This window comes from Pseudoxanthomonas composti (genome assembly GCF_004122095.1).
GTDB classification, from domain to species: Bacteria; Pseudomonadota; Gammaproteobacteria; order Xanthomonadales; family Xanthomonadaceae; genus Pseudoxanthomonas_A; species Pseudoxanthomonas_A composti.
This window is the reverse complement of sequence record NZ_SAWZ01000002.1, coordinates 750,239-769,646: the sequence shown is the minus strand read 5'-3', so window position 1 is coordinate 769,646 and position 19,408 is coordinate 750,239. Positions and strand designations below refer to the sequence as shown.

Below are 19,408 nucleotides of genomic sequence, written 5' to 3'. Positions count from 1 at the left end.
TGACAGGCAAGAGGGGAGGTGCTTGGGGTGGGCCGACGGAGTGGTTGTCCAGCGACACGTTATTGCGGGTCCCGGCGATGCAAGGGGAGGCGGCGTCCCCGGCATGGAGCGGGAGTTACATACCGGTTCTTCTGGATTATGACGCCCAACAGCGGCGTTGGACGTTGTTAGTCACTGTGCTGACCTGTCCGCAGTGGTATGAGTTGGGGAGGCCATCGGCGCCCTATCTTCAGTATGAGTCACGGAAGGGGGGGGCTTGGGTACTGATGCCGCTGGATAAGAATTACTTTGGTCAGAAAAGCAACCTGCTTACAGGTCCGCGCCAAACGGATGAAGGTCACTTGGTGACTTGGCAGGAGAAATTGCGGAGGAAGCTAACATCTGCAGATAACTACAGGTTGATCGTGGAGTCATGGAATACGAGTTGCTGATTAACTTATAAATTCTCCTCAAGGAATAGGAAATGACAAGCGAAACTGACTACGCACTACTGGCTAATCGGGTCTACAGCCGCTCTTTCGCGAACAAGATCGAGCTTGTGGGTGAATGGCAAGAGTTCGAATGGTCCTTGCGAACAGATGCTGCGAGCGATAATGATCGCGGCTGGGATGATCGCTAGGAATCCAGGGTCGGCCGTAGGATTACGGATAATTCTTGCTGAGGTGGTTTGAGATAGCTTGATTGATGTGCTTTGTATCGATTTTAAACAATAATCGAAATTGGAACCTATTTCAGTAAAGGAGGGCGTTAGTGGAAAGTGCGCGCGTCACAAGGATACTTGGATTGCATATAGTTTTTGTCGCGCTTGTAATACTACTAATACCGGCTGGATCCATGGAATTTTTGGATGTTGACGGAGCGATTATACCAGTATACAGGTGGGTTCGCGGAATAAATGGTGGGGCTTCGTTCCTAAAAGATGCGTTCATCGTCATATGGATCAGCTCCCCAATTTGGATGGTAATGGCTGGGATTGAGTACCGGAAAAGTACGAGAGGTGAGCGCTATCAGGCTCCTTTCATAATTTTTAATTGGATCCTTGTCCTTCTTGTCGTGGCAATTGTTTTCGTTCCGAATTACATTTTTTCCTCCTCTGGATACTGGCGGTCCGGTCTGTTTGTGTTAGCGGCAAAGAATAGGCTTGCGGCCTTCATGATCTTCCCAGTTATCATGATATTTGTAAATACTCTGATATACGCGGCTTTCGTGAAGCTTCCTATCAATTTCGCGCGATCGATTATACCCTAGCAAGAAAGTCCTTGGGGGCATAAATTTCACGGGTAACAAGATGGCATCGCGTTGATGGTCATGCTGTTTTTCAATTAGAAAGATTTAATTGTAACATTCTCCATCTAATCTCTGGAGGGGGTCTGAGTGACCGGAAAATTAACTAAAGTCGTCCGCAGCTGGCCTGGATTTATTGTGATTTCTTCAGCTTTCGCGTGGATCTCGTTTACTGTCGGTGAGGTGGTCGTGGAGTCAGTTGTGACTGGAGTCGCGCCTTGTCCAGGACGCGCGTGCGTGCGGCCTGTGTACGCAAAAGCTGAGCCGATTACCTATTGGATAAGCATTGGGATGATGTCATTTTCTTCATTTTTTTTAATCTATGTGATCTACAAGTACTTAACGACGGTGTTGCGGCGCGGGAGATAGGCGGAGTTCGCTATGGGGAAGTTGCCATCTCGCAAGGAGTGGTAAGTAATGGTAAGCGTTAACTCAAGCAACTAATAAAGGAGTTTCAAATGAGTGATGGCGCATCAGGTGAAGAGCTGGGCATTTCATCCGAGAATCTTGAATTGTTGGCGAAAGCTACTGGTGAGATTACGAAAAATTACCACGACGCGATGAGGGCGGCGAGAGAAGAGATCCTGGGCGGGCGCGATCAATACGAGGCCATTAGAGAGGCGATAATTAAGCAAAAGCAATTCGAGATGATGGAGTTTGAAAGGCTTCAGCGCCTCATTGCTGGCAAGCCAGCGAACGAGATCGCATTGAAAGCATTATCTGGCTTACGTGCCCAGTCCGTAAAGGAATGGAACATTCTTAATGGAAATCAGATTGATGCTGAGGCGGCAATCAATCAATACTTGAAAGAAAATGAAGATAACTATTCAAAATTCATTCCGCGCGCAAAATTTTCGTCTGCACTGAAATTTGTGGGAAACGCAGACACGGCATATAAACTAGCATCTGCAGTGATGGATCAAAATGGTGAGCAGCTTGTAAAAGAGATTGCTGGACTGGTGTTTGGGGCTGCTGGGGCGCTTCTTGCTACCGCGTTTGCGCCGATGCTTGGCATCACAGGTGTGGCGGCGGGGGTTTTCATCGGAGTAATTTCTTTCGTGGCGAGCATCATTCCTGATATTACTAAGGATGATCCTGCTTGGAGATATCTCGGAGGGCTGGCGGACAGCTTGTTGGGTAAAGATTCAAAAATCAGCGTTGGTCCTGGCTCATACTTCAATTTTGGTACATACGAAGATAATCAACTAACGGGAAGCAGCTCTTCGTCTAATTTCCTTATGGGCGGGGCTGGCAATGATCTTATTTGGGTTACTAATGGTGATTATAACTTTATCGATGGCGGCGAGGGTAATGATGAATTGTCCGGCTGGATTGGGGTTGATCATCTAGTCGGTGGTAACGGCAACGATACGTTGGTGGGCGAGGCGGGAAGTGATCGTCTTGAAGGCGGTGAGGGATTTGATGATTACCAGTTCTTTTCGAAGGATTTCGAATCTGACGGATCCGTGGATATTATCTCCGACTCGGACGGATTGGGGAAATTAACATTCAATGGTTCTGAAATATCTGGATCCTCAGTGGGGAGTGGCGTCCGATATGCATCGCTCGGCGCCTGGGAGTCGGCTGATGGCGAATTCAGAATCTGGAAGAGTGAAGGGGTCGGCGTCTCGCTCTATTTTTTGCATAAAAAGACCCATGCCACTATTGTGGTCGAGAAATGGAAGCAGGGTGATCTTGGGATAACCTTGCCTGAGCATCCCGACAGTCCGAATCTTGAAGGTATTACCCTGGTAGGTACCAACGGATCCGACTACTTAAATGCAAGCTCCGGTTCGCCTGGTACGGTCCACGTGAGCGGCGGGGACGACCGTGACATGATCTTGGGTCGCGATAACTCGGACGGCGATACGCTCAATGGCGGATCTGGCGACGACATTATCAGCGCGGCAGGCGGTAAGGACCAGATCGTGGGTGGGGCTGGTGCTGATTTCATTTCAGATTTCGGCGATGAGTCAGTTGTCTATGGTGGTGAAGGGGATGACTTCATTAGTGCCGAACACGCCTTCCATTTTCGGATTGGGACTTCTGGGTTGATTCCGCATGACGAGTCCGCTGTGTGGCGGGACATCGAGTCCTTCTTTGGCTGGACACGGACTCAGGATCTGATAGTGCGTAAGGATGGCCAACTTGGTGTCGAGGCTGTATCCAACCTGATTGATGCGTTTGATTATTCTGGAGCCTCGCACATCCAAGGGTGGAGCTACCGATTCCATCGCGTGGATGGTCATACCTATGAGCTGAGTTACTTCAGCGATTCTGAGCCGGACGGCATTAGCCCAGGTCCCAGTTATTTCAATTTCGAACAGCAGATTGACGCGAATTTCGATATTGGCGTCTCGCTTTACGGCGAGGATGGCAATGACTCAGTTTCGGGTGGAGAAGGAAGCGACTTCCTTGATGGTGGAAATGGAAATGACCTTATAGCGGGCGGGAAAGGCAATGATGTCTTGGTAGGTGGCCTGGGAAACGACGTTCTTGGCGGCGGCCAAGGCAGCGATGTTCTCGATGGCGGGGGCGGCGCGGATGTGTTGTATGGCGAAGCGGGTAGCGACATTCTTGACGGGGGTGATGGCAATGATGTCCTTTGGGGCGATTATCAAGGCGACTCCGAGACCAATGGCGGGCTCGATATTCTCAGAGGCGGTGCAGGTAGCGATCACCTGATGGGTCAGGGCGGAGACGACCAGCTCTATGGTGGTGCCGATGGCGATACCGTCTTCGGAGGACAAGGCGACGACCGTCTCTATGGCGACAGCGGCGACGATGAGCTGCAGGGCGGTGACGGTAACGATCGCCTGGACGGCGGCGATGGCGATGACGTCCTGTTCGGTGAGGCCGGCGAAGACGACCTGGCGGGAGGCATGGGTGACGACACGCTCTACGCCGGTGACGGCGACGACCATCTGACTGGCGGCGCCGGGGTTGATCGCCTGGCGGGTGGTACGGGCGACGACGTACTAGAGGGCGGGGATGGGGACGATACGCTTGATGGCGAGGCGGGAAACGACACGATCATCGGCGGTGCTGGCAACGACACCATCGATGCGGACGACGGCGACGACCGTGTCGACGCCGGCAGAGGCAACGATGGGATCTATGGCGGCCTCGGTCGCGACGTCATCGACGGTGGGGAAGGAAACGATACTGCCAACGGCGGGGACGGCAACGATGTGCTGTACGGCGGCGCAGGTGATGACAGTCTGGGCGGCGATGCCGGCAATGATGAACTCTCCGGTGGTGAGGGCAATGACAACCTGCAAGGCCATGCGGGAAATGATGTATTGAATGGCGGAGCGGGTGACGATGTCATCGTCGGCGGTACCGGAAATGACGATCTATCGGGTGGCGCTGGCACCAATTTCTACTACTTCGGTCGCGGCTTCGGCGTAGACGTGGTTCGCCAAGCTGCGGGTGCGACGGATAGGGTCTTCTTCCAGGATGGCATTGCCTCTAACGAGCTCGCCTTCACGCGTGATGGTGATGATCTGTGGGTACAGGTCATTGGCCAAGCAGATCGGCTAAGCCTCAATGGCTTCTTTTCGGCTGAGAAGCAAGCAACCATCTACACGGCTGATGGCTACGTTTACTCGCGGAGTGACTTCGAGCAGGGCGTCATGCTGGGTTTGCCAGCGTCCGGTGGTTCGAACGATGACACCATGACCGGCACGAACCAGGATGACCGTCTCTACGGGTTCGATGGAAACGACATCCTGGAGGGCGGCGAGGGGAATGACTTCCTGGACGGCGGGGCTGGCAACGACACGTTGAGGGATGGTCTTGGAAGCGACGTCATGCAGGGAGGCGTCGGCAACGATGTGATCCGGTTCTCGGCTGACGGTTCGATCGGTCGTGCCGACGTGGCGACCGGCGGCTCCGGTGACGACACATACTACGTGCCTTTGAATTCCGGATTCGACCGCATCAAGGGCTTGGGTGACGTCGGCAGCGGGATCGACCGCATCGTGCTGACCGATATCACCAGCTCGATGGTCAGCAATTACGTGATATCCGGAGACGACCTCCACCTCATGGTCGGGAACGCTTGGAACAACGATATCCAGAACGCGTTGATACTCGAGGGCTTTCTGAAGAATGGGGCTGCGGCGCACGTCATAGAATTTTCGGACGGTACCACCATGACCGTAGCGGACTTCGTCCAGCGGGGTTGGACGGGGACCTCAGCAGATGACACGTATGTTGGCGGCTTCTACCCAGACAACATTGATGGGGGTGCCGGGAACGACACGCTTTCCGGCGGACCAGGTGGAGACCAGATACAAGGCGGGGACGGGAACGATGTCATCCATGGGAATGAGGGGAACGATGTCCTTTACGACGGCAAGGGAGGCGACGTCGTCCATGGCGACGAGGGCAACGATCAGATTCATGTGACGGCGTGGGATGGGAATGATCAGTTCCTTGGAGGCGTTGGCGATGATACCTATTACTATCTGTCTCAGCTCAGCACTCCGAGCGTTCCAGGTGCGTCGAGTGGTGAAGTCGAAGAACTGGCCGGCGAAGGTAACGATACGGTCTACACCAACTACTATCACTTCAGCCTGACTGATACGAGTATCGAGAACCTGACGGTTGAAGCGGTCAACTACTGGTATACGTCGGCAACTAACAAGCCGGTACATCGCCAACTGATCGGAAACAGCCTCGATAACACGATTCGCATAGGGTCGAATTTCAACTCCGGCTATTCCTATAATCTTCTGGACGGCGGGGCGGGTAACGATACGCTGATAGGCAGCGCGGGTTCTGATACTTATGTGGTCGATTCGAAGGGTGACGTCATCGTGGAGTCAGGCGCTTACGCGTCGATTGATACGGTGCGCGCTTCGATCTCCTATTCGCTCGCTGACGTGACGGGTGTCGAGAACATCGAGGTCACATCCAACGACACGACCGCAACCGGCGATTCTGGGAAAAACCAGTTGGACGGCTCGATGGCCGCCGGTGCGAACACCTTGATCGGCGGAGATGGGGACGACACTTACATCATTGACGACATGGACACCGTTGTTGAAACCGCCACAGGTGGACACGACAAGATCGTCATCAAGAAGATCAGTTCGAATACCAATACGTTCTATGTTCCGGTTGGCACCAATGTGGAGGTATTCCAACTCGACGAGGGCCTGTCGCGGCGTGTGACGCTCCAAGGTGATGCTGCAAACAATCTCCTCGTCGGTAACGCCACCGCGAACACGCTGCGGGGCGGCGCTGGCGACGATGAGATTCGGGCGGGCGGCGACACGTACGGCGGGATTGACTTCTTGTACGGAGATGATGGTGACGACCTGCTAATTGCGGGATCCGGATACAACGAGCTCGCCGGTGGCGCTGGGAACGATCGGCTGCAGCTTTACTCCGGAACAGATCGAGTGTCGTACAACAAGGGGGATGGAATCGATACTGTTTACGTGTCAGATCTCTTCTATACCGGTGGGATCGACACGCTTAGCTTCGGGTCCAGCATAAGCAGCGAGGATGTGGTCTGGACGCGTGAGGGGAATGACCTGGTAATCACGTTTAAAAACGTGGCAAGTGATTCCATCAAGATCCAGGCTTACTGGAAGGAGGTCGGGGGCGTCGACGCGCTCTCCGGAGTCATTGATCAGTTCGCCTTCTACAATGAGACCGGATACCGAACCGGCCTGACCGTCGAGGCGCTGCGAAACAGGGCTCCGGTGACGAACTCCTGGAGCCTGCGAGCGGCGGCGCCCGCGGGACAGTCGTTCACGTATATCTTGCCGGCAGGCGCCTTTTCCGACGAAGATGTCACCTCCCTGGCGTACTCCACCACTTCGCTTCCCTCCTGGCTGAGTTTCGATCCGGAAACGAGGACTTTCCGGGGCACGCCGCCAGCTGGCGCGCCTGAAGGCCATATCACTGTCACCGCGACAGATGCTTACGGTGCTTCTGCGAGATTGACATTGACCGTGTCGGTCGTGAACGTCGTCCAGGGTACTAGCGGCAACGATACCCTGACAGGCACCAGTGCCGCAGACATGCTCGTCGGCGGGGCAGGAGATGACATCTATACGGTGAACCATTTCGGAGACGTGATCATTGAAGAAGCGGGTGAGGGAAGCGACCTGATCAATGCATCGATCAGTTACGACCTTCCTGAAAATGTCGAAAAGCTTACGCTTACTGGTTCTGCAGAAAATGCATATGGGAACGGGCTCGACAATACCCTGACCGGGAATGGTGATGCGAATTATCTCGTGGGTGGTGCCGGCAACGATACGTTGCTGGGTAACAACGGCAGTGACGAGTTGGACGGCGGCCTTGGAAACGACACGCTCGATGGCGGCGGTGGCGATGACTACATGTACGGTGGCGATGGTGATGACACTTACGTTGTGGGAAGCTCCGGCGATGAAGTGCGAGAGGAGGAGCATGAAGGCGTCGACACGGTTCGTTCCTCCTTGACTTACACGCTGGGCAGTGAGATCGAGAATCTCGTGCTCACAGGGTCCAGCGGCCTCAGCGGAAACGGCAACGAGCTCGATAACGTACTGACTGGCAACAGTGGCGCCAATACACTCCGAGGCTATGCCGGTAACGACTATCTGGACGGCGGAAGTGGTAACGACACCATGATCGGCGGATCGGGTGATGACGTCTACGTGGTTGGCGCCACCGGGGACAAGGTGACCGAGTCGGCGAATGAGGGCGTCGATTCCGTACTCTCCGCAGTCACCTATACCTTGAGCGCAAATCTCGAGAACCTGACCTTGACCGGGAAGTCGGCGATCAATGGCACCGGAAATGCCTCCGCAAATCTTTTGATCGGCAATAGCGGCAACAATGCGCTCTCGGGGCTCGCCGGTGATGACACGTTGGAAGGCAAGCAGGGGGGCGACACCCTGACGGGCGCTGCTGGAAATGATACCTATCTGATGGCACGCACCTATGGTGTGGACACGGTGGTCGACAACGACACGACATCCGGCAACGTAGACACTGCCAGGTTCCTCACTGGAGTGACTTTCGATCAATTGTGGTTCCGTCGCCCATCGGGAGGTAACGATCTGGAGGTATCCATCATCGGGACGAGCGATAAGCTGACTATCAAGAACTGGTATTCGGGTGCCCAGCACCAGATCGAGGAATTTTACGTCGACGATGGCGGTATGGTTTTGCGCTCCAGCGACGTCCAGGCCCTGGTCACGGCCATGTCAGGGATGACGATGCCCTCGCAAGGGCAGACGACATTGACGTCAAGTCAGCGCTCGGCGCTCGACCCGACATTCACCAGCACTTGGCAGAGCCAGCAGCAGCGGCGGTCGGGCTCGTTGCGGGCAATGAGTCTGCCGCCTAGCGCGATGGGCGTCGATGGAGTGCGGATGGACGTTCTGCCGTCAATGGGAGCCTGGCAAAAGCATCGGGTGCTTGGAAATGAGATTGCGGTGGCTCGCCTCCAAAAACGATACAGTCACGGCGGCGCTGGCCTTCCCAGGCAACATTCGCGTGACCTGAATCATTTGATCTCTGCGATGGCCGGCTTCCGTACGCACGAGTCAGATGTCAGTGTATTTCCGATCCATGAGAGGTACCAGCATCCGCAGTTGGTTGCTTCATTGGTTTGACTCCGGTACGCCGAATGACTCCTCCTCCAATACAGATCGGAGGAGGAGTTTCACGGACCGATACCGATACTCTCTTTGGTGAAGAAGCCTGGTTACTCCCCCCGTATGGAGCTTCAACAACACAGGAAGGAGTCACGATGCCTTCGGCCGTCCAGGCGCGCTGATAGGGTTGGCGATCGCAGCACATGTCCCGCGCGGCGGGCACATAATACGCACGCGCAGTTCACCGCCCTTTATCGGTCCGGACCCGTTTAGGGTGCATGACGCCAAACGCCAGGCGTAGGCAGCAGGCCAAGGAGTGCGGCAAGTCCGACAGAGCGGAGCCCCGGCCGAGGTGCCGGACGCCTAGCGAGCGGCAGGGGCCTGTGCATGCCCAGTGCGGGACCGGAAAGGATGCTTACAACGTACACGTCAGCCCCGCGGGGCTTGTTCGGGCAAGTCGCCATGACTGCTCAGTCACCTGCCGCAAAGTGACGGCATGGCCGTGTGCAGTACGGGACGGAGCCAACGCCGTTGTTCCGGATCCACGTCAGTCTCGGATCTGCTTTTTGACCGGCGAGCGGCAGCGCGGCGACGCCTGCTAGCCGAAGGACTGGAGCCGGCATCTGCTGGCCGGGAAGTGCATGTTCCCGAAGGCCTGACTCTCGACCGCTCGCAGCTGTCGATGAGATGAATTTGGGTGTTGCCAAGGAACTGCTGAAGTCTTAAGATTCGCCTCCCCGAGCCGTCTCGGGGGCGTTTTCACCGGACAGTCCGGTCACCAAGTTTCATGCGGGATTAGCTCAGTTGGTAGAGCACGACCTTGCCAAGGTCGGGGTCGAGAGTTCGAGTCTCTTATCCCGCTCCATTTTGATCGGCCACTTGCTGGCCAACGAGAAGCTCCGGTCCGCCGGGGCTTTTTTGTTTTCATCGTCTGCCATCATGCGCTGGCGATGGCGTGCTCGCCCGTGGCAGGCCCCGGAGCAGGCGATGCGCCGGTACAACGGGCAGCGCTTGCCGCCGCGCGGTGATCCGAGCGGCCTTGCCCGACACGGTTACCTCTGCGCCCGCCTCACCCGATCTCAAGCAGCCACACCAAGCCGGCCGCGAGCGGCAGCGCATAGGCCAGGGGTTTGATCCAGCGCGGGCGGTACGGCAGCAGGCCGTAGGTGATGACGATGCCGCCCAGCGTCATCGCGCCCAGCCACAGCACCGCGCCAACTGCCCAGCCGCGGGCCAGTACGGCGGCGGCGAAGGCAGCCACCAGCAGCGTCCAGCCTGCCCAGCCGACGCGTCGTGTCGATCCGCCCGCAGCGCGTGCGGTGCCGGACGGCTCCAGCTGATGCTTGTCCATGGCCAGGCACAGCGCGGTGAATCCGCTGAAGGCCAGGGCAAGGCTGAGCAGCATCATGCGACACCGCCATCGCGCGCGACCTGCGTGGGCGGCGCGCCGTCGACCGCCGCGGCCTGGCGCCTGCGCTTGTCGGCGGCGGAGACGGCCGGTTGCCAGCGCTGCATGCGCCAGCCGCAATAGCCCAGGCACAGGCCGAAGGCGAGCGCGAACAGGTCCACGCCCGCCAGCACCCAGTCGCCAGCCGGAAGCGACACGCCCAGGTGCGCGCGCGTGGTGAGTGCATTGAGCACCGGCAGCAGCACGAACATCGCCGCGCCCAGGTACAGCAGCCACGCCCAGCTCTGGCGGCGCGGGTGCAGCAGGCCTACCAGCGTGGCCAGCCCCCAGCCGGCGAAGAACAGGTTGATCTCCGCCTGCGGGCGCTCCAGGGTGTCCAGCGGCAGCAGGCGGTTGGCCCAGAAGTAGGCGGCGAAGGCGATCGGCAGCCCGGCCACCGCGCCGATGTTCAGGGCATCCACCAGGCGCAGGCCGAAGCCGACCCTACCGGACCGTGCGTGCTTGGCGCGCTCCTTGATCGCCCACAGCACGCAGCCGCTGGCGACCATCAGGCAGCCCAGCAGGCCGGAAACGAAGAGCAGCAGCCGCAGCCCGGCATCGGCGAAATGCGCCAGGTGCAGGCCCATCAGCACATCGCGGGTCGCGGTGGCCCCGCCGGCCTGTCCACCGCGCTCGAGCAGCTGGCCGTTGACCGCATCCAGCCGCAGCGTCGGGGTGGCGATGGACAGCGCCTTGCCATCGCGCTGGGTCAGGGCCAGGGACGCGGCCGCATCGTTGGGGTGGTCCATGCGCAGGGTGGCGACTTCGGCGCCGTTCCATTCCCTGCGCGCACTTTCCATCAGGGCGGCGACGTCACGCATCGGTGCGGATGTCCCGCTCGCCGGGCGCGGCTCGGACAGCCCGCCCAGGGATTCGACGTAGAACTTGTCCTCCTCGCCGGGATAGGCGGCCTTGATACCCCATGGCAGGTACATCAGCATCAGGGTGACGATGCCGGTGTAGGTGATCATCAGGTGGTAGGGCAGGGCCATCACCGCGCTGACGTTGTGGAAATCCAGCCAGGAGCGCTGGCCCTTGCGCGGCCGGAAGGTGAAGAAGTCCTTGAAGATCTTCTTGTGGGTGATGACGCCGCTGATGATCGCCACCAGCATGAACATCGCGCAGAAGCCGACGATATAGCGCGCCCACAGCACCGGGATGTAGTGCAGGTCGAAATGCAGGCGATAGAAGAACTCCCCGCCACGGGTCTGGCGCGCCTGGATGGGCGTACCACTGGCCGCATCCAGGGTCGCTTCCCCGAAGCGTGCGCGGCGGCTGGCGCGGCCATCGCCTTGCCCGTCCTTGGGGGCGGGGTTGAACCAGTACATGGTGATGGCCGGGTTGCGCGCATCGGGCAACTGGATGTGCCAGTACTCGGCGTCGGCGGCGTTGGCCTGGAGGTAGCTCACCGCGTTGGCTGCCGCGACCTCCTGGGACACCGGGGCGGTGGTCAGCTCCGGGCGCATCCAGCGGCTGATCTCCTGCCGGTAATAGCTGGCCGTGCCGGCCATGAAGATCATCAGCAGCAGCCAGCTGGTCAGCAGGCCGACCCAGGTGTGCAGCCAAGCCATCGACTGGCGGAAGCCCTGTTTCATGCCCAGGCCCCCAGCAGGGAGCTGCCCAGCGCGAGTAACAGCGTCGGCACGGCGATGCCGATCCAGGCGCGCGCGGCGCTGCGCGTGGCGAAGGCCCACAGTGGCGCGCAGGCGCAGGCGAGGATGGCCAGCAGCATGGACGTCAGCACGGCCTGGCTGCGCTGCATCGGCAGGGCCAGGGACAGGAAGACGTTCACGCTGGCCGCCAGCGCGTAGCCGCCGAGGATCGAGGCCAGGGTGCGCGAGAGCACGCCCAGCCAGGGGCGCTGATACCAGGCCGGAAGGACGTCGAGGACGCGGGCGGAAGCTGCGGGTTTGCGGGTCATAAGCGCTCTATGGGCGCCCGGGGCGGGCCGGGCATCGCGCGCTTGCTGGCAGAGACTGCGTGGCTGGCGCCAGTGGGGCGTCCTTGCGGACCGAGCATATGATAGAGGATGCGAGTCATTCTCACATCAGTTGGCGATATCCCCTGGCCGGGTGGGGCCGGCTCGAAGGCGGTCTGCGGAAGACGCTGCCGCGCCCGGTCGGGTGCGGGAGTGGGGGGCAGAGGTCAACGGTTTCCTTCCAATGCCGGCTGCCTTTTCTCCAGGCCGATCTACCTGCCGCTGGTCCTGGACGGACGTGGCTGCCCGACACAACGCCGCGCAACGCGGCGGGCGCTGTGATGCGTTCCGTATTTCCTGCACGAGGTGTTCAAGGGGCCCAGCGGGACGCCGATAGCTGCGGAAGGACAGCGACGGAGGGGAGCCATGGCGATGACGGTCTTTGCACTGCTGCTGGTGTCGGGCGGATTGGCCGTGCTGGCGATCCTGCTGCTCGGGACCCTCAAGGAGCGCTGCCGCAGGCTGTGAGCTGGACCCGTGGTGGGATGCGTCGCTTAGGCAGGTCGTCTGCCAATGTGTTCGCACTTGGTCGGATCAGCGGTGCCCGAGAACCGCCAGGTCACACCGCGCGGCCGGCCCGAGGCCACCACCACCGCGGGTGACGACCCACGGCTGACGCCATTGCAGGGCGCCAAGCACGGATCCGCCATCTGCCGGCACCGCCGCTGTCCGGTCGTGGGGGTCGGGACGGGGCGCTTCTCAAGCGAGCGTGCCGGGCCCGTCAGGGCGCGGCACTGCGCGCCGGCTATTTCAGCGACACATCCACCAGGTTGTCCTCTGCGATGCGGTCCACCAGCTTGTTGTATGGGTCCACGCCCGCCCGGGTGGGCAGGCGGTTGACGGTGAAGCTGAAATCGCGCTGGCCCGCCTTGAGGCGCACGCGCTGCACGGCCAGTGGCTTCTCCTTGCCGGCCTCACCCTCGAACACGCCCACCTCCACCAGGTCGTCCATCGGCGCCGGGGTCTCGTTGCCGTTGCCGTCGTCCTGGGACTTGCCGGCCTGGACCTGCAGCGTGACCTGGTAGCGGCCGTCGGCCAGCTTGCGCGCGCTGGCCGACCGGGCGCGGTTGTCGTACAGGACGATGCGCTCGAAGCTGTCCTCGATGAAGGCGTGCAGCTCGGCCGGGGCCTGCGCGCGCAGCGCGGCCACGAACTCGCGCGTGTCCGGGTAAGAGCCGTCGCGGCCCTCGGCCGGGTCGGCGTTGGCGTAGCGGCGATGCAGCAGCAGCTCGCGCAGCGCGGCGTTGACCTTGTCCTCGCCCATGTAGTCGGCCAGCGTGTACATCAGCAGGCCGCCCTTGTAGTACCAGACGTAGGGCTCGTTCTGCACCAGCACCAGTGGGCGTTCACGGCGCAGTTCGCCGGTGCGCCCGCGCAGGTAGTTGTCCAGCTCGCTGCGCAGCACCTTGCGCATGTAATCCGGCCCGTAGCGATGCTTGAGCGCCATCAGCGCCGAATACTCGGCCAACGTCTCGGACATCATGTTCGAGCCTTCCACGTTGCCGCCGATCAGCTGGTGGCCCCACCACTGGTGGCCCAGCTCGTGGGTGGTGATGAAGTAGGCCTGGTCCACGTCGTCATCCTTGCGCCGGCGCTGGATGAACCCCAGCGCCTCGGAGAACGGCACGGTGTTGGGAAAGGACTGGGCGAAGCTGCGGTAGCGTGGGTATTCCAGGATGCGGTACTGGCGGAACTGGAACGGGCTGAAGTTGGCCTCGTTGTAGGCCAGGCCGGCGCGCGAAGACGCCAGCATGGTGCGGACGTTCCAGGCATGTGCCGGGTCGTAGTAGACCTCCAGGTTGATCGGCCCCTCCTTGCCGGCGTAGACCTCCCGGTGCAGCGCGTAGCGCCCGGAGACGAAGGCGAAGAAGTGCTGCATGGGCTGCTGGCCCATGCTGTACTCGAAATAGTTGCGACCGTCCTGCTGCCACCGCTTCTGCAGATACCCCGGCGCCAGCGCGGTCTGGTCGCCGCTGGTGCCCACCACGGCGTGGAAGCTGATCCAGTCGGCGTTGGGGCTGAACAGGTTGACCTTGGACTGCACCGCATCCCCGCGCTTGGCCATTTCCTGCAGGGCGCCCAGGCCCTGCTCGCGGCGGCGACGGGGATCGTCCAGCTCGTAACCCGTCTGGTAGCCCAGGACCGGGAAGTACTCCAGGTCGAAGAACGTGCCGTTGTAGGCGAACTTGCCGCCGGCATCGCCACCGGAGAAATCCAGGACCTTGCCGTCGGTGAAGCCGGGACTGTCATGCCCCACCTTGAACTGCAGGTGCATGGTCTGGCCCGGCTGCAAAGGCGTCTTGAGGGCGTAGATCACGTACAGCCCGCGCGCCGCGCGGCTGACCAGGCGTGTGGGGCGGTCGAAGGACAGCGCGCGCGCCGATTGGTTGACGTCGGTGAAGTGCAGCTCGGTTACCGGCACGCTGCCGCGGTTCTGCAAGGTATAGGTGCCGGTGGCTTCGAACGCACGACGTTCGGGGTGGATCTCCACCCGGGTGTCCACGGCGGTGACCTTGGGCAGGGGCTGATGCTGGTAGCGCTTGAACTGGCGCTCGTAGTCGGCCTGGATCGCGCGGCGGTCCTCGGTGCTCAGGAACTCGTTGAGCACATGCGTGTTGTAGTAGAACCAGCCACCGGCGCCGGCGGCCACGCACAGGCAGGCCAGGGTGGCCGGCAGCCAGCCGGCCGGCCGCCGCAGGGCCGCACCGATGCGACGGCGCAGGCCGGTCTCGGCGCCGCGCCGGGCCAGGGCCATCGACAGCACGCCCAGCGCCGCAAAGATCGCCAGCCAGTACAGGATCGACCAGAACAGCGCCGGCACGTAGTGGCCGTAGCCATTCATGTCCGAATACGTGTAGCCCGTGGTCGCACCAGGCAGATACAGCGTGTTCTCCACGCCGAAGTTGTACAGGATCGGCACGATCACCCACACGCCGATCACGATGGCATGGCCCAGGAACTTGTTGGGGACCACCGTCTGCACGAACAGGGCCAGCATCGAGAACCCCACCAGCTGCGGCAGGACCAGGACGAACAGCTCCTTCAGGTACAGCGGCAACTCGTAGTGGTGGTAGCCCAGCACGGTCTGCATCAGGATGCCGCCCAGCATGGACAGCAACAGCATCACGAGCTGCGCGGCGCTCAGCGCCACCAGCTTGGACGCCGCATCCGGCAGCGGCCGCAGCGGCAGCGCGTCGAAGATGCCATCGAAGCGCACGTCGCGCTCGCGCCACACCAGCTCGCCGGCGTACAGCGCGGTGACGATGATCAGGAACAGGTAGGCATTGCCCTCCACCGATTCGAGCATCAGGTAGGTCACCGGCCACACGTCGGTGCCGCTCATGCGCCCGGCGTAGTAGCCATTGTTGACGATGAAGGCGAACAGCACCCCGCAGAGTGCCCAGAACGGCACCGCCTTGAGGATGGCGCGCGTGCGCAGCCCGGCAAGGGCCAGGAACTGGCGCCAGCGCGTGGCCAGGTCGTAGCGCGGATGCACCTGCGGCAGCCGGGTGGCGATCTGGGTGCGCACCGGCGCGCCCTGCGCCTGCTCCAGGGTGCGCAGCTTGGCCGCGCGGCGCCCCTGCGAGCGCGCGCCCAGGGCTTCGACCGACATCGGGAACAGCACCGCCAGCAGGGTCAGCACGATCGCACCGAAGCCGATCCACAGCAGGCGGTTGTAGAGGAACACGCCGGGCGTATAGCCGCTGGTGGTGTCCAGGGGCAGCAACCAGCTGTTGCGCTCCACCACCGACCAGTAGCCACTGACCACGCGCACCAGCTGCATGCCGATGGGGTCAAGGATGCCCGACCAGAAATGCTCGGTGGAGCGCGTGGCCGAGAACGCGGTGATGCCGATCAGGTACAGCACGAACAGCGCCACGCCCTGCACGTACACCACGAACAGGCTGCGGGTCAGCGCCGCCACGGCGAAGAACAGCGCGCCGATGAAGAACACCTGCACCACCACGATGCTGAGGAAGGGCTGCACGTACCACAGCAGGTGGTTGGGCCCGATGCGCGCCTGGTCGGCCCAGGGCGCGTGCGTGCCCAGCCAGGCGCCCAGCATCAGCCCGGAGAAGGCGAACAGGGTCACCAGCATGGAGCCGGACCAGCGCCCGCCCAGGTAGGCCAGGCGCGAGACCGGCTTGGTGAACAGCAGCTGGAAGGTGTCGCGCTGGAAGTCGCGCAAAATCGAGGTGCCGAAGATCGCGGCCATCACGATCATGCCGAACATGCAGGCGCCCAGCATGTTGAAGGTCATCGCCCATGGTCCGTTGAGCATTACCTTGCCGCTCTGGTTGGACACCGGGCCGAAGTTCTCCGAGGCCACGCAGAGGAAGGCGAACGCCGTCCACATGAAGCAGTAGACGTAGGTGGACGGGCTTTTGAAGCGCAGCTTCAGCTCGAAGCGCAGGAACTCGAGGAACTGGTGCATGGCGCGGCCTCCTGGCTCAGGCGCGCCCGGCGGCGAGCCGGGTGAAGTAGACGTCCTCCAGGCCCGCGCCTGCGGGCGCGAAGCCTTCGCCGGGCGCAGCGGCGGCCAGCACGCGCACCTCGTGGCGGCCACCGACCAGATGGGTGCTGATGAGCGTCATGCCAGCCTCGATGGCGCGCAGCTCCTCGTCGCTGTCCACCAGCTTGGACCACACCTGGCCGTCCAGCGCGGCGATGGCCTCGTTGGGGGCGCCTTCCAGCAGCACCTGGCCGCCAGCGATGATGGCCATGCGCGGGCAGAGCTCGCGCACGTCGTCGACAATGTGGGTGGACAGGATCACCGTCACGTCGCGGCCGATGCCGGCCAGCAGGTTGAGGAAGCGGTTGCGCTCGGCAGGGTCCAGGCCGGCGGTGGGCTCGTCCACGATCACCAGCCGCGGGTTGGCCAGCAGCGCCTGGGCGATGCCGAAGCGCTGCTTCATGCCGCCGGAGTAGGTGGCGATGGCCTTCTTGCGCGCATTCCAGAGGTTGGTCTGGTTGAGCAGCGCCTCGATCATCTCGCGGCGCTCGCCCTTGTGGGTCACGCCCTTGAGCACGGCCAGGTGCTCCAGCATGTCCAGCGCCGAGACCTTCGGGTAGACCCCGAACTCCTGCGGCAGGTAGCCCAGCAGGCGCCGCACCTGGTCCTTCTGGCGGACCACGTCGATCCCATCCAGGGTGATGCTGCCGGCATCGGGATCCTGCAGCGTGGCGATGGTGCGCATCAGCGAACTCTTGCCGGCACCGTTGGGCCCCAGCAGGCCGAACATGTGGTTTCCGATGGTCAGCGACAGATCCTTCAGCGCCTGCACGCCGTTGGGATAGGTCTTGGACAGTCCTTCGATGACGAGAGCCATGCATGGATCCTTGGGGAAGCGGCGGGAGGAGACGCGGCGATGCCGACGCCGCGGCTGGGCGTCGGCGGGGACTGTCAAAGTGACCTGGATTGATTGCCTTGACGCGGGATTCAGGTCGGTGCGGCCACACGGCTGCGCGCCCGGCGTCGGCCGCGCGCCGTGGGAAGTGCCCGGCTTCGCTTGGTTCAGGGCTGGCGCGGAGCGGCGGCCTTCGGCGCGGTGCTTTCCTTGGTGAGCTGACCGGCCGCGATGCGCCAGCGATCGGCGTCATGGACCGCCACCAGCAGCAACGCGCGTTCGATCCCGGGGACGGGCGCCCCTTTGCCGTCGAGGAAGCGGACCCTGAAGAACAGCGTGGCCACGCCGGCCGCGGGCCGGCCGACGGTAGGGGTGTCGAACGGTGCAATGGCGGTCTTGCCTGCCCAGCTGGCATGTGCGACGGCCAGATCCTGCAGGATCGCTGCACGGCCCTCGTCGCGGACTTCCGCCACCGGCACCCAGATCGCCTGCTCGGTGAACAGCGGCTCGAAGCGACGCACGTCATGCGCGTTCCAGGCCTCGACGAAGGCGGGGATCAGCGCTTCCGGCGCGGCAACGGCGGCCTCGTCGGCTGTGCGCGCACCAGCGCTCGCTTGCACGTCTGTCGCTGGATTCGGGCCCAGTTTGGCAGACGAGGCGTCGTGGCCGGCATGGCTGGGCGCGACGTCCATGCGGTCCACCGCAGCCGCCGTGTCGATGCGCGTGTCGCTGGCCGCGGTGGCCGCGTTGGCGTTGGCGGGCTGGGCCTGGTTCGCGGCGGCGCTGCAGGCGATCAACAGCAGCGCCAGGCGGCGGGCGCTGTGTGCGGGAGACGATGGAGTCATGCCGTGGTCCTCGGGCTAGAGTTGACGAACGCGGAGCGACTGCCGGGCCAGCGACATCATCGAGGTGACTGGGCCCAGGCGACGAGCCGCTGGGCGAGCGTGGTCTTGGCGACGATATCGGCGAGGGGATTCATCGCCAGCAGCAGCGCACCGCCGACGACGGTCACGGCAACGACACGCCGGTACATGGCCAGATCGAAAATGAGCAGTGCAAGGATCGAGGCCAGCGGGATGAGGCCGATGAGCGCCGGGTGCTGCACCATCACCGGAAACGTCAGCACCGGGTCGTCCACCACGGGAAAGGCCATCCGGAACAGGGCCGGTGGCAGCAGAGCCGCGTGGGCGATGAGCATCGCGCGCTTGTGCACGATGCGGTCCTTTCGCTTGCAGATGGCCAAGGCGACGAACCCGCCGAAGAACAGCATCTCGATGACGTTGCCGACCAGGAAGGAGGCCGGGCTGCCCAGCGCAGGCGGTAACGCCAGCCCGCGCGCCAGCGTCGCGAAAGTGGTGAGGATCCCGAGCACAACCATCGTGGCGGCGATAAGCGCACCTGCCACGCCGAGCATGCGGTGCAGACGCAGATTCCCCGCCGACACCAGCGCGCACTGGATGACGAACAGGAGCATCCAGGACGAGAACACCAACCCATGCACGTGAACGAGCGCGCTGGGCTGGTGCGAGAGCGCCACGCCACGCAGGAAGTAGCTGGAGGCGAATCCCAGGAAGACGATCGTCAGCATCAACAGCGATGCGACAGTGAAAAACACGTCGTCCGCGTGTTTGGGGATGGCAGGCGAAGGGCGAGACCTGCTGCCTGCGTAAGCTGCCCGCATCGATGAAGGGTCGCTCATCCGCCCTCCATGAAGGCTTCCGCCCGACAGCGCGAAGCGCATGCT

At 61.7% G+C, this 19,408-nt stretch carries 8 protein-coding genes and 1 tRNA gene; 2 read left to right on the top strand and 7 right to left on the bottom strand.

All coding sequences use genetic code 11. From position 1 onward, the window contains the following. Positions 1-1,742 precede the first annotated feature (1,742 nt). Both EPA99_RS19060 and EPA99_RS06530 read left to right on the top strand, forming a co-directional pair. Positions 1,743-8,909, top strand: a complete 7,167-nt coding sequence (locus EPA99_RS19060) for a putative Ig domain-containing protein (RefSeq protein WP_129470363.1) — start codon at positions 1,743-1,745, stop codon at positions 8,907-8,909. Positions 8,910-9,680: 771 nt separating this feature from the next. Then, positions 9,681-9,756, top strand: a tRNA-Gly gene (locus tag EPA99_RS06530). Between the two features lie 204 nt (positions 9,757-9,960). On the opposite strand, the gene EPA99_RS06525 is transcribed toward EPA99_RS06530, so the two are convergent. The 7 genes from EPA99_RS06525 to EPA99_RS06495 all read right to left on the bottom strand — a co-directional run bounded on the left by EPA99_RS06525 (position 9,961) and on the right by EPA99_RS06495 (position 19,363). Beyond that, the gene (locus tag EPA99_RS06525) at positions 9,961-10,299 is read right to left on the bottom strand and encodes a DUF3325 domain-containing protein (RefSeq protein WP_129470362.1); all 339 of its coding nucleotides are present in this window, start codon (positions 10,297-10,299) and stop codon (positions 9,961-9,963) included. Further along, on the bottom strand, positions 10,296-11,933 hold the full coding sequence (locus EPA99_RS06520) for a PepSY-associated TM helix domain-containing protein (RefSeq protein ID WP_129470361.1): 1,638 nt from the start codon (positions 11,931-11,933) through the stop codon (positions 10,296-10,298). Before EPA99_RS06520 ends, EPA99_RS06525 begins: the two co-directional genes overlap by 4 nt. Continuing rightward, positions 11,930-12,259: a DUF3649 domain-containing protein gene (locus EPA99_RS06515; protein ID WP_129470360.1), complete on the bottom strand. Its 330-nt coding sequence runs from the start codon at positions 12,257-12,259 to the stop codon at positions 11,930-11,932. Before EPA99_RS06515 ends, EPA99_RS06520 begins: the two co-directional genes overlap by 4 nt. A gap of 802 nt (positions 12,260-13,061) precedes the next feature. Further along, positions 13,062-16,751: an ABC transporter permease/M1 family aminopeptidase gene (locus EPA99_RS06510; RefSeq protein ID WP_129470359.1), complete on the bottom strand. Its 3,690-nt coding sequence runs from the start codon at positions 16,749-16,751 to the stop codon at positions 13,062-13,064. A 16-nt stretch (positions 16,752-16,767) separates the two neighbouring features. After that, positions 16,768-17,646, bottom strand: coding sequence for an ABC transporter ATP-binding protein (locus EPA99_RS06505; RefSeq protein WP_129470358.1), 879 nt, complete (start codon positions 17,644-17,646; stop codon positions 16,768-16,770). Positions 17,647-17,831: 185 nt separating this feature from the next. After that, entirely contained in the window at positions 17,832-18,461 is a 630-nt protein-coding gene (locus tag EPA99_RS06500) for a YybH family protein (protein WP_164978579.1), read from the bottom strand. A gap of 104 nt (positions 18,462-18,565) precedes the next feature. Next, entirely contained in the window at positions 18,566-19,363 is a 798-nt protein-coding gene (locus EPA99_RS06495) for a hypothetical protein (RefSeq protein WP_129470356.1), read from the bottom strand. Between the last annotated feature and the right edge of the window lie 45 nt (positions 19,364-19,408).

Coding starts and splice junctions, on each gene's coding strand:
- EPA99_RS06510 (WP_129470359.1), bottom strand. CDS start 16,751: ATGCACCAGTTCCTCGAGTTCCTGCGCTTCGAGCTGAAGCTGCGCTTC.
- EPA99_RS06520 (WP_129470361.1), bottom strand. CDS start 11,933: ATGAAACAGGGCTTCCGCCAGTCGATGGCTTGGCTGCACACCTGGGTC.
- EPA99_RS06495 (WP_129470356.1), bottom strand. CDS start 19,363: ATGAGCGACCCTTCATCGATGCGGGCAGCTTACGCAGGCAGCAGGTCT.
- EPA99_RS06525 (WP_129470362.1), bottom strand. CDS start 10,299: ATGATGCTGCTCAGCCTTGCCCTGGCCTTCAGCGGATTCACCGCGCTG.
- EPA99_RS06505 (WP_129470358.1), bottom strand. CDS start 17,646: ATGGCTCTCGTCATCGAAGGACTGTCCAAGACCTATCCCAACGGCGTG.
- EPA99_RS19060 (WP_129470363.1), top strand. CDS start 1,743: ATGAGTGATGGCGCATCAGGTGAAGAGCTGGGCATTTCATCCGAGAAT.
- EPA99_RS06515 (WP_129470360.1), bottom strand. CDS start 12,259: ATGACCCGCAAACCCGCAGCTTCCGCCCGCGTCCTCGACGTCCTTCCG.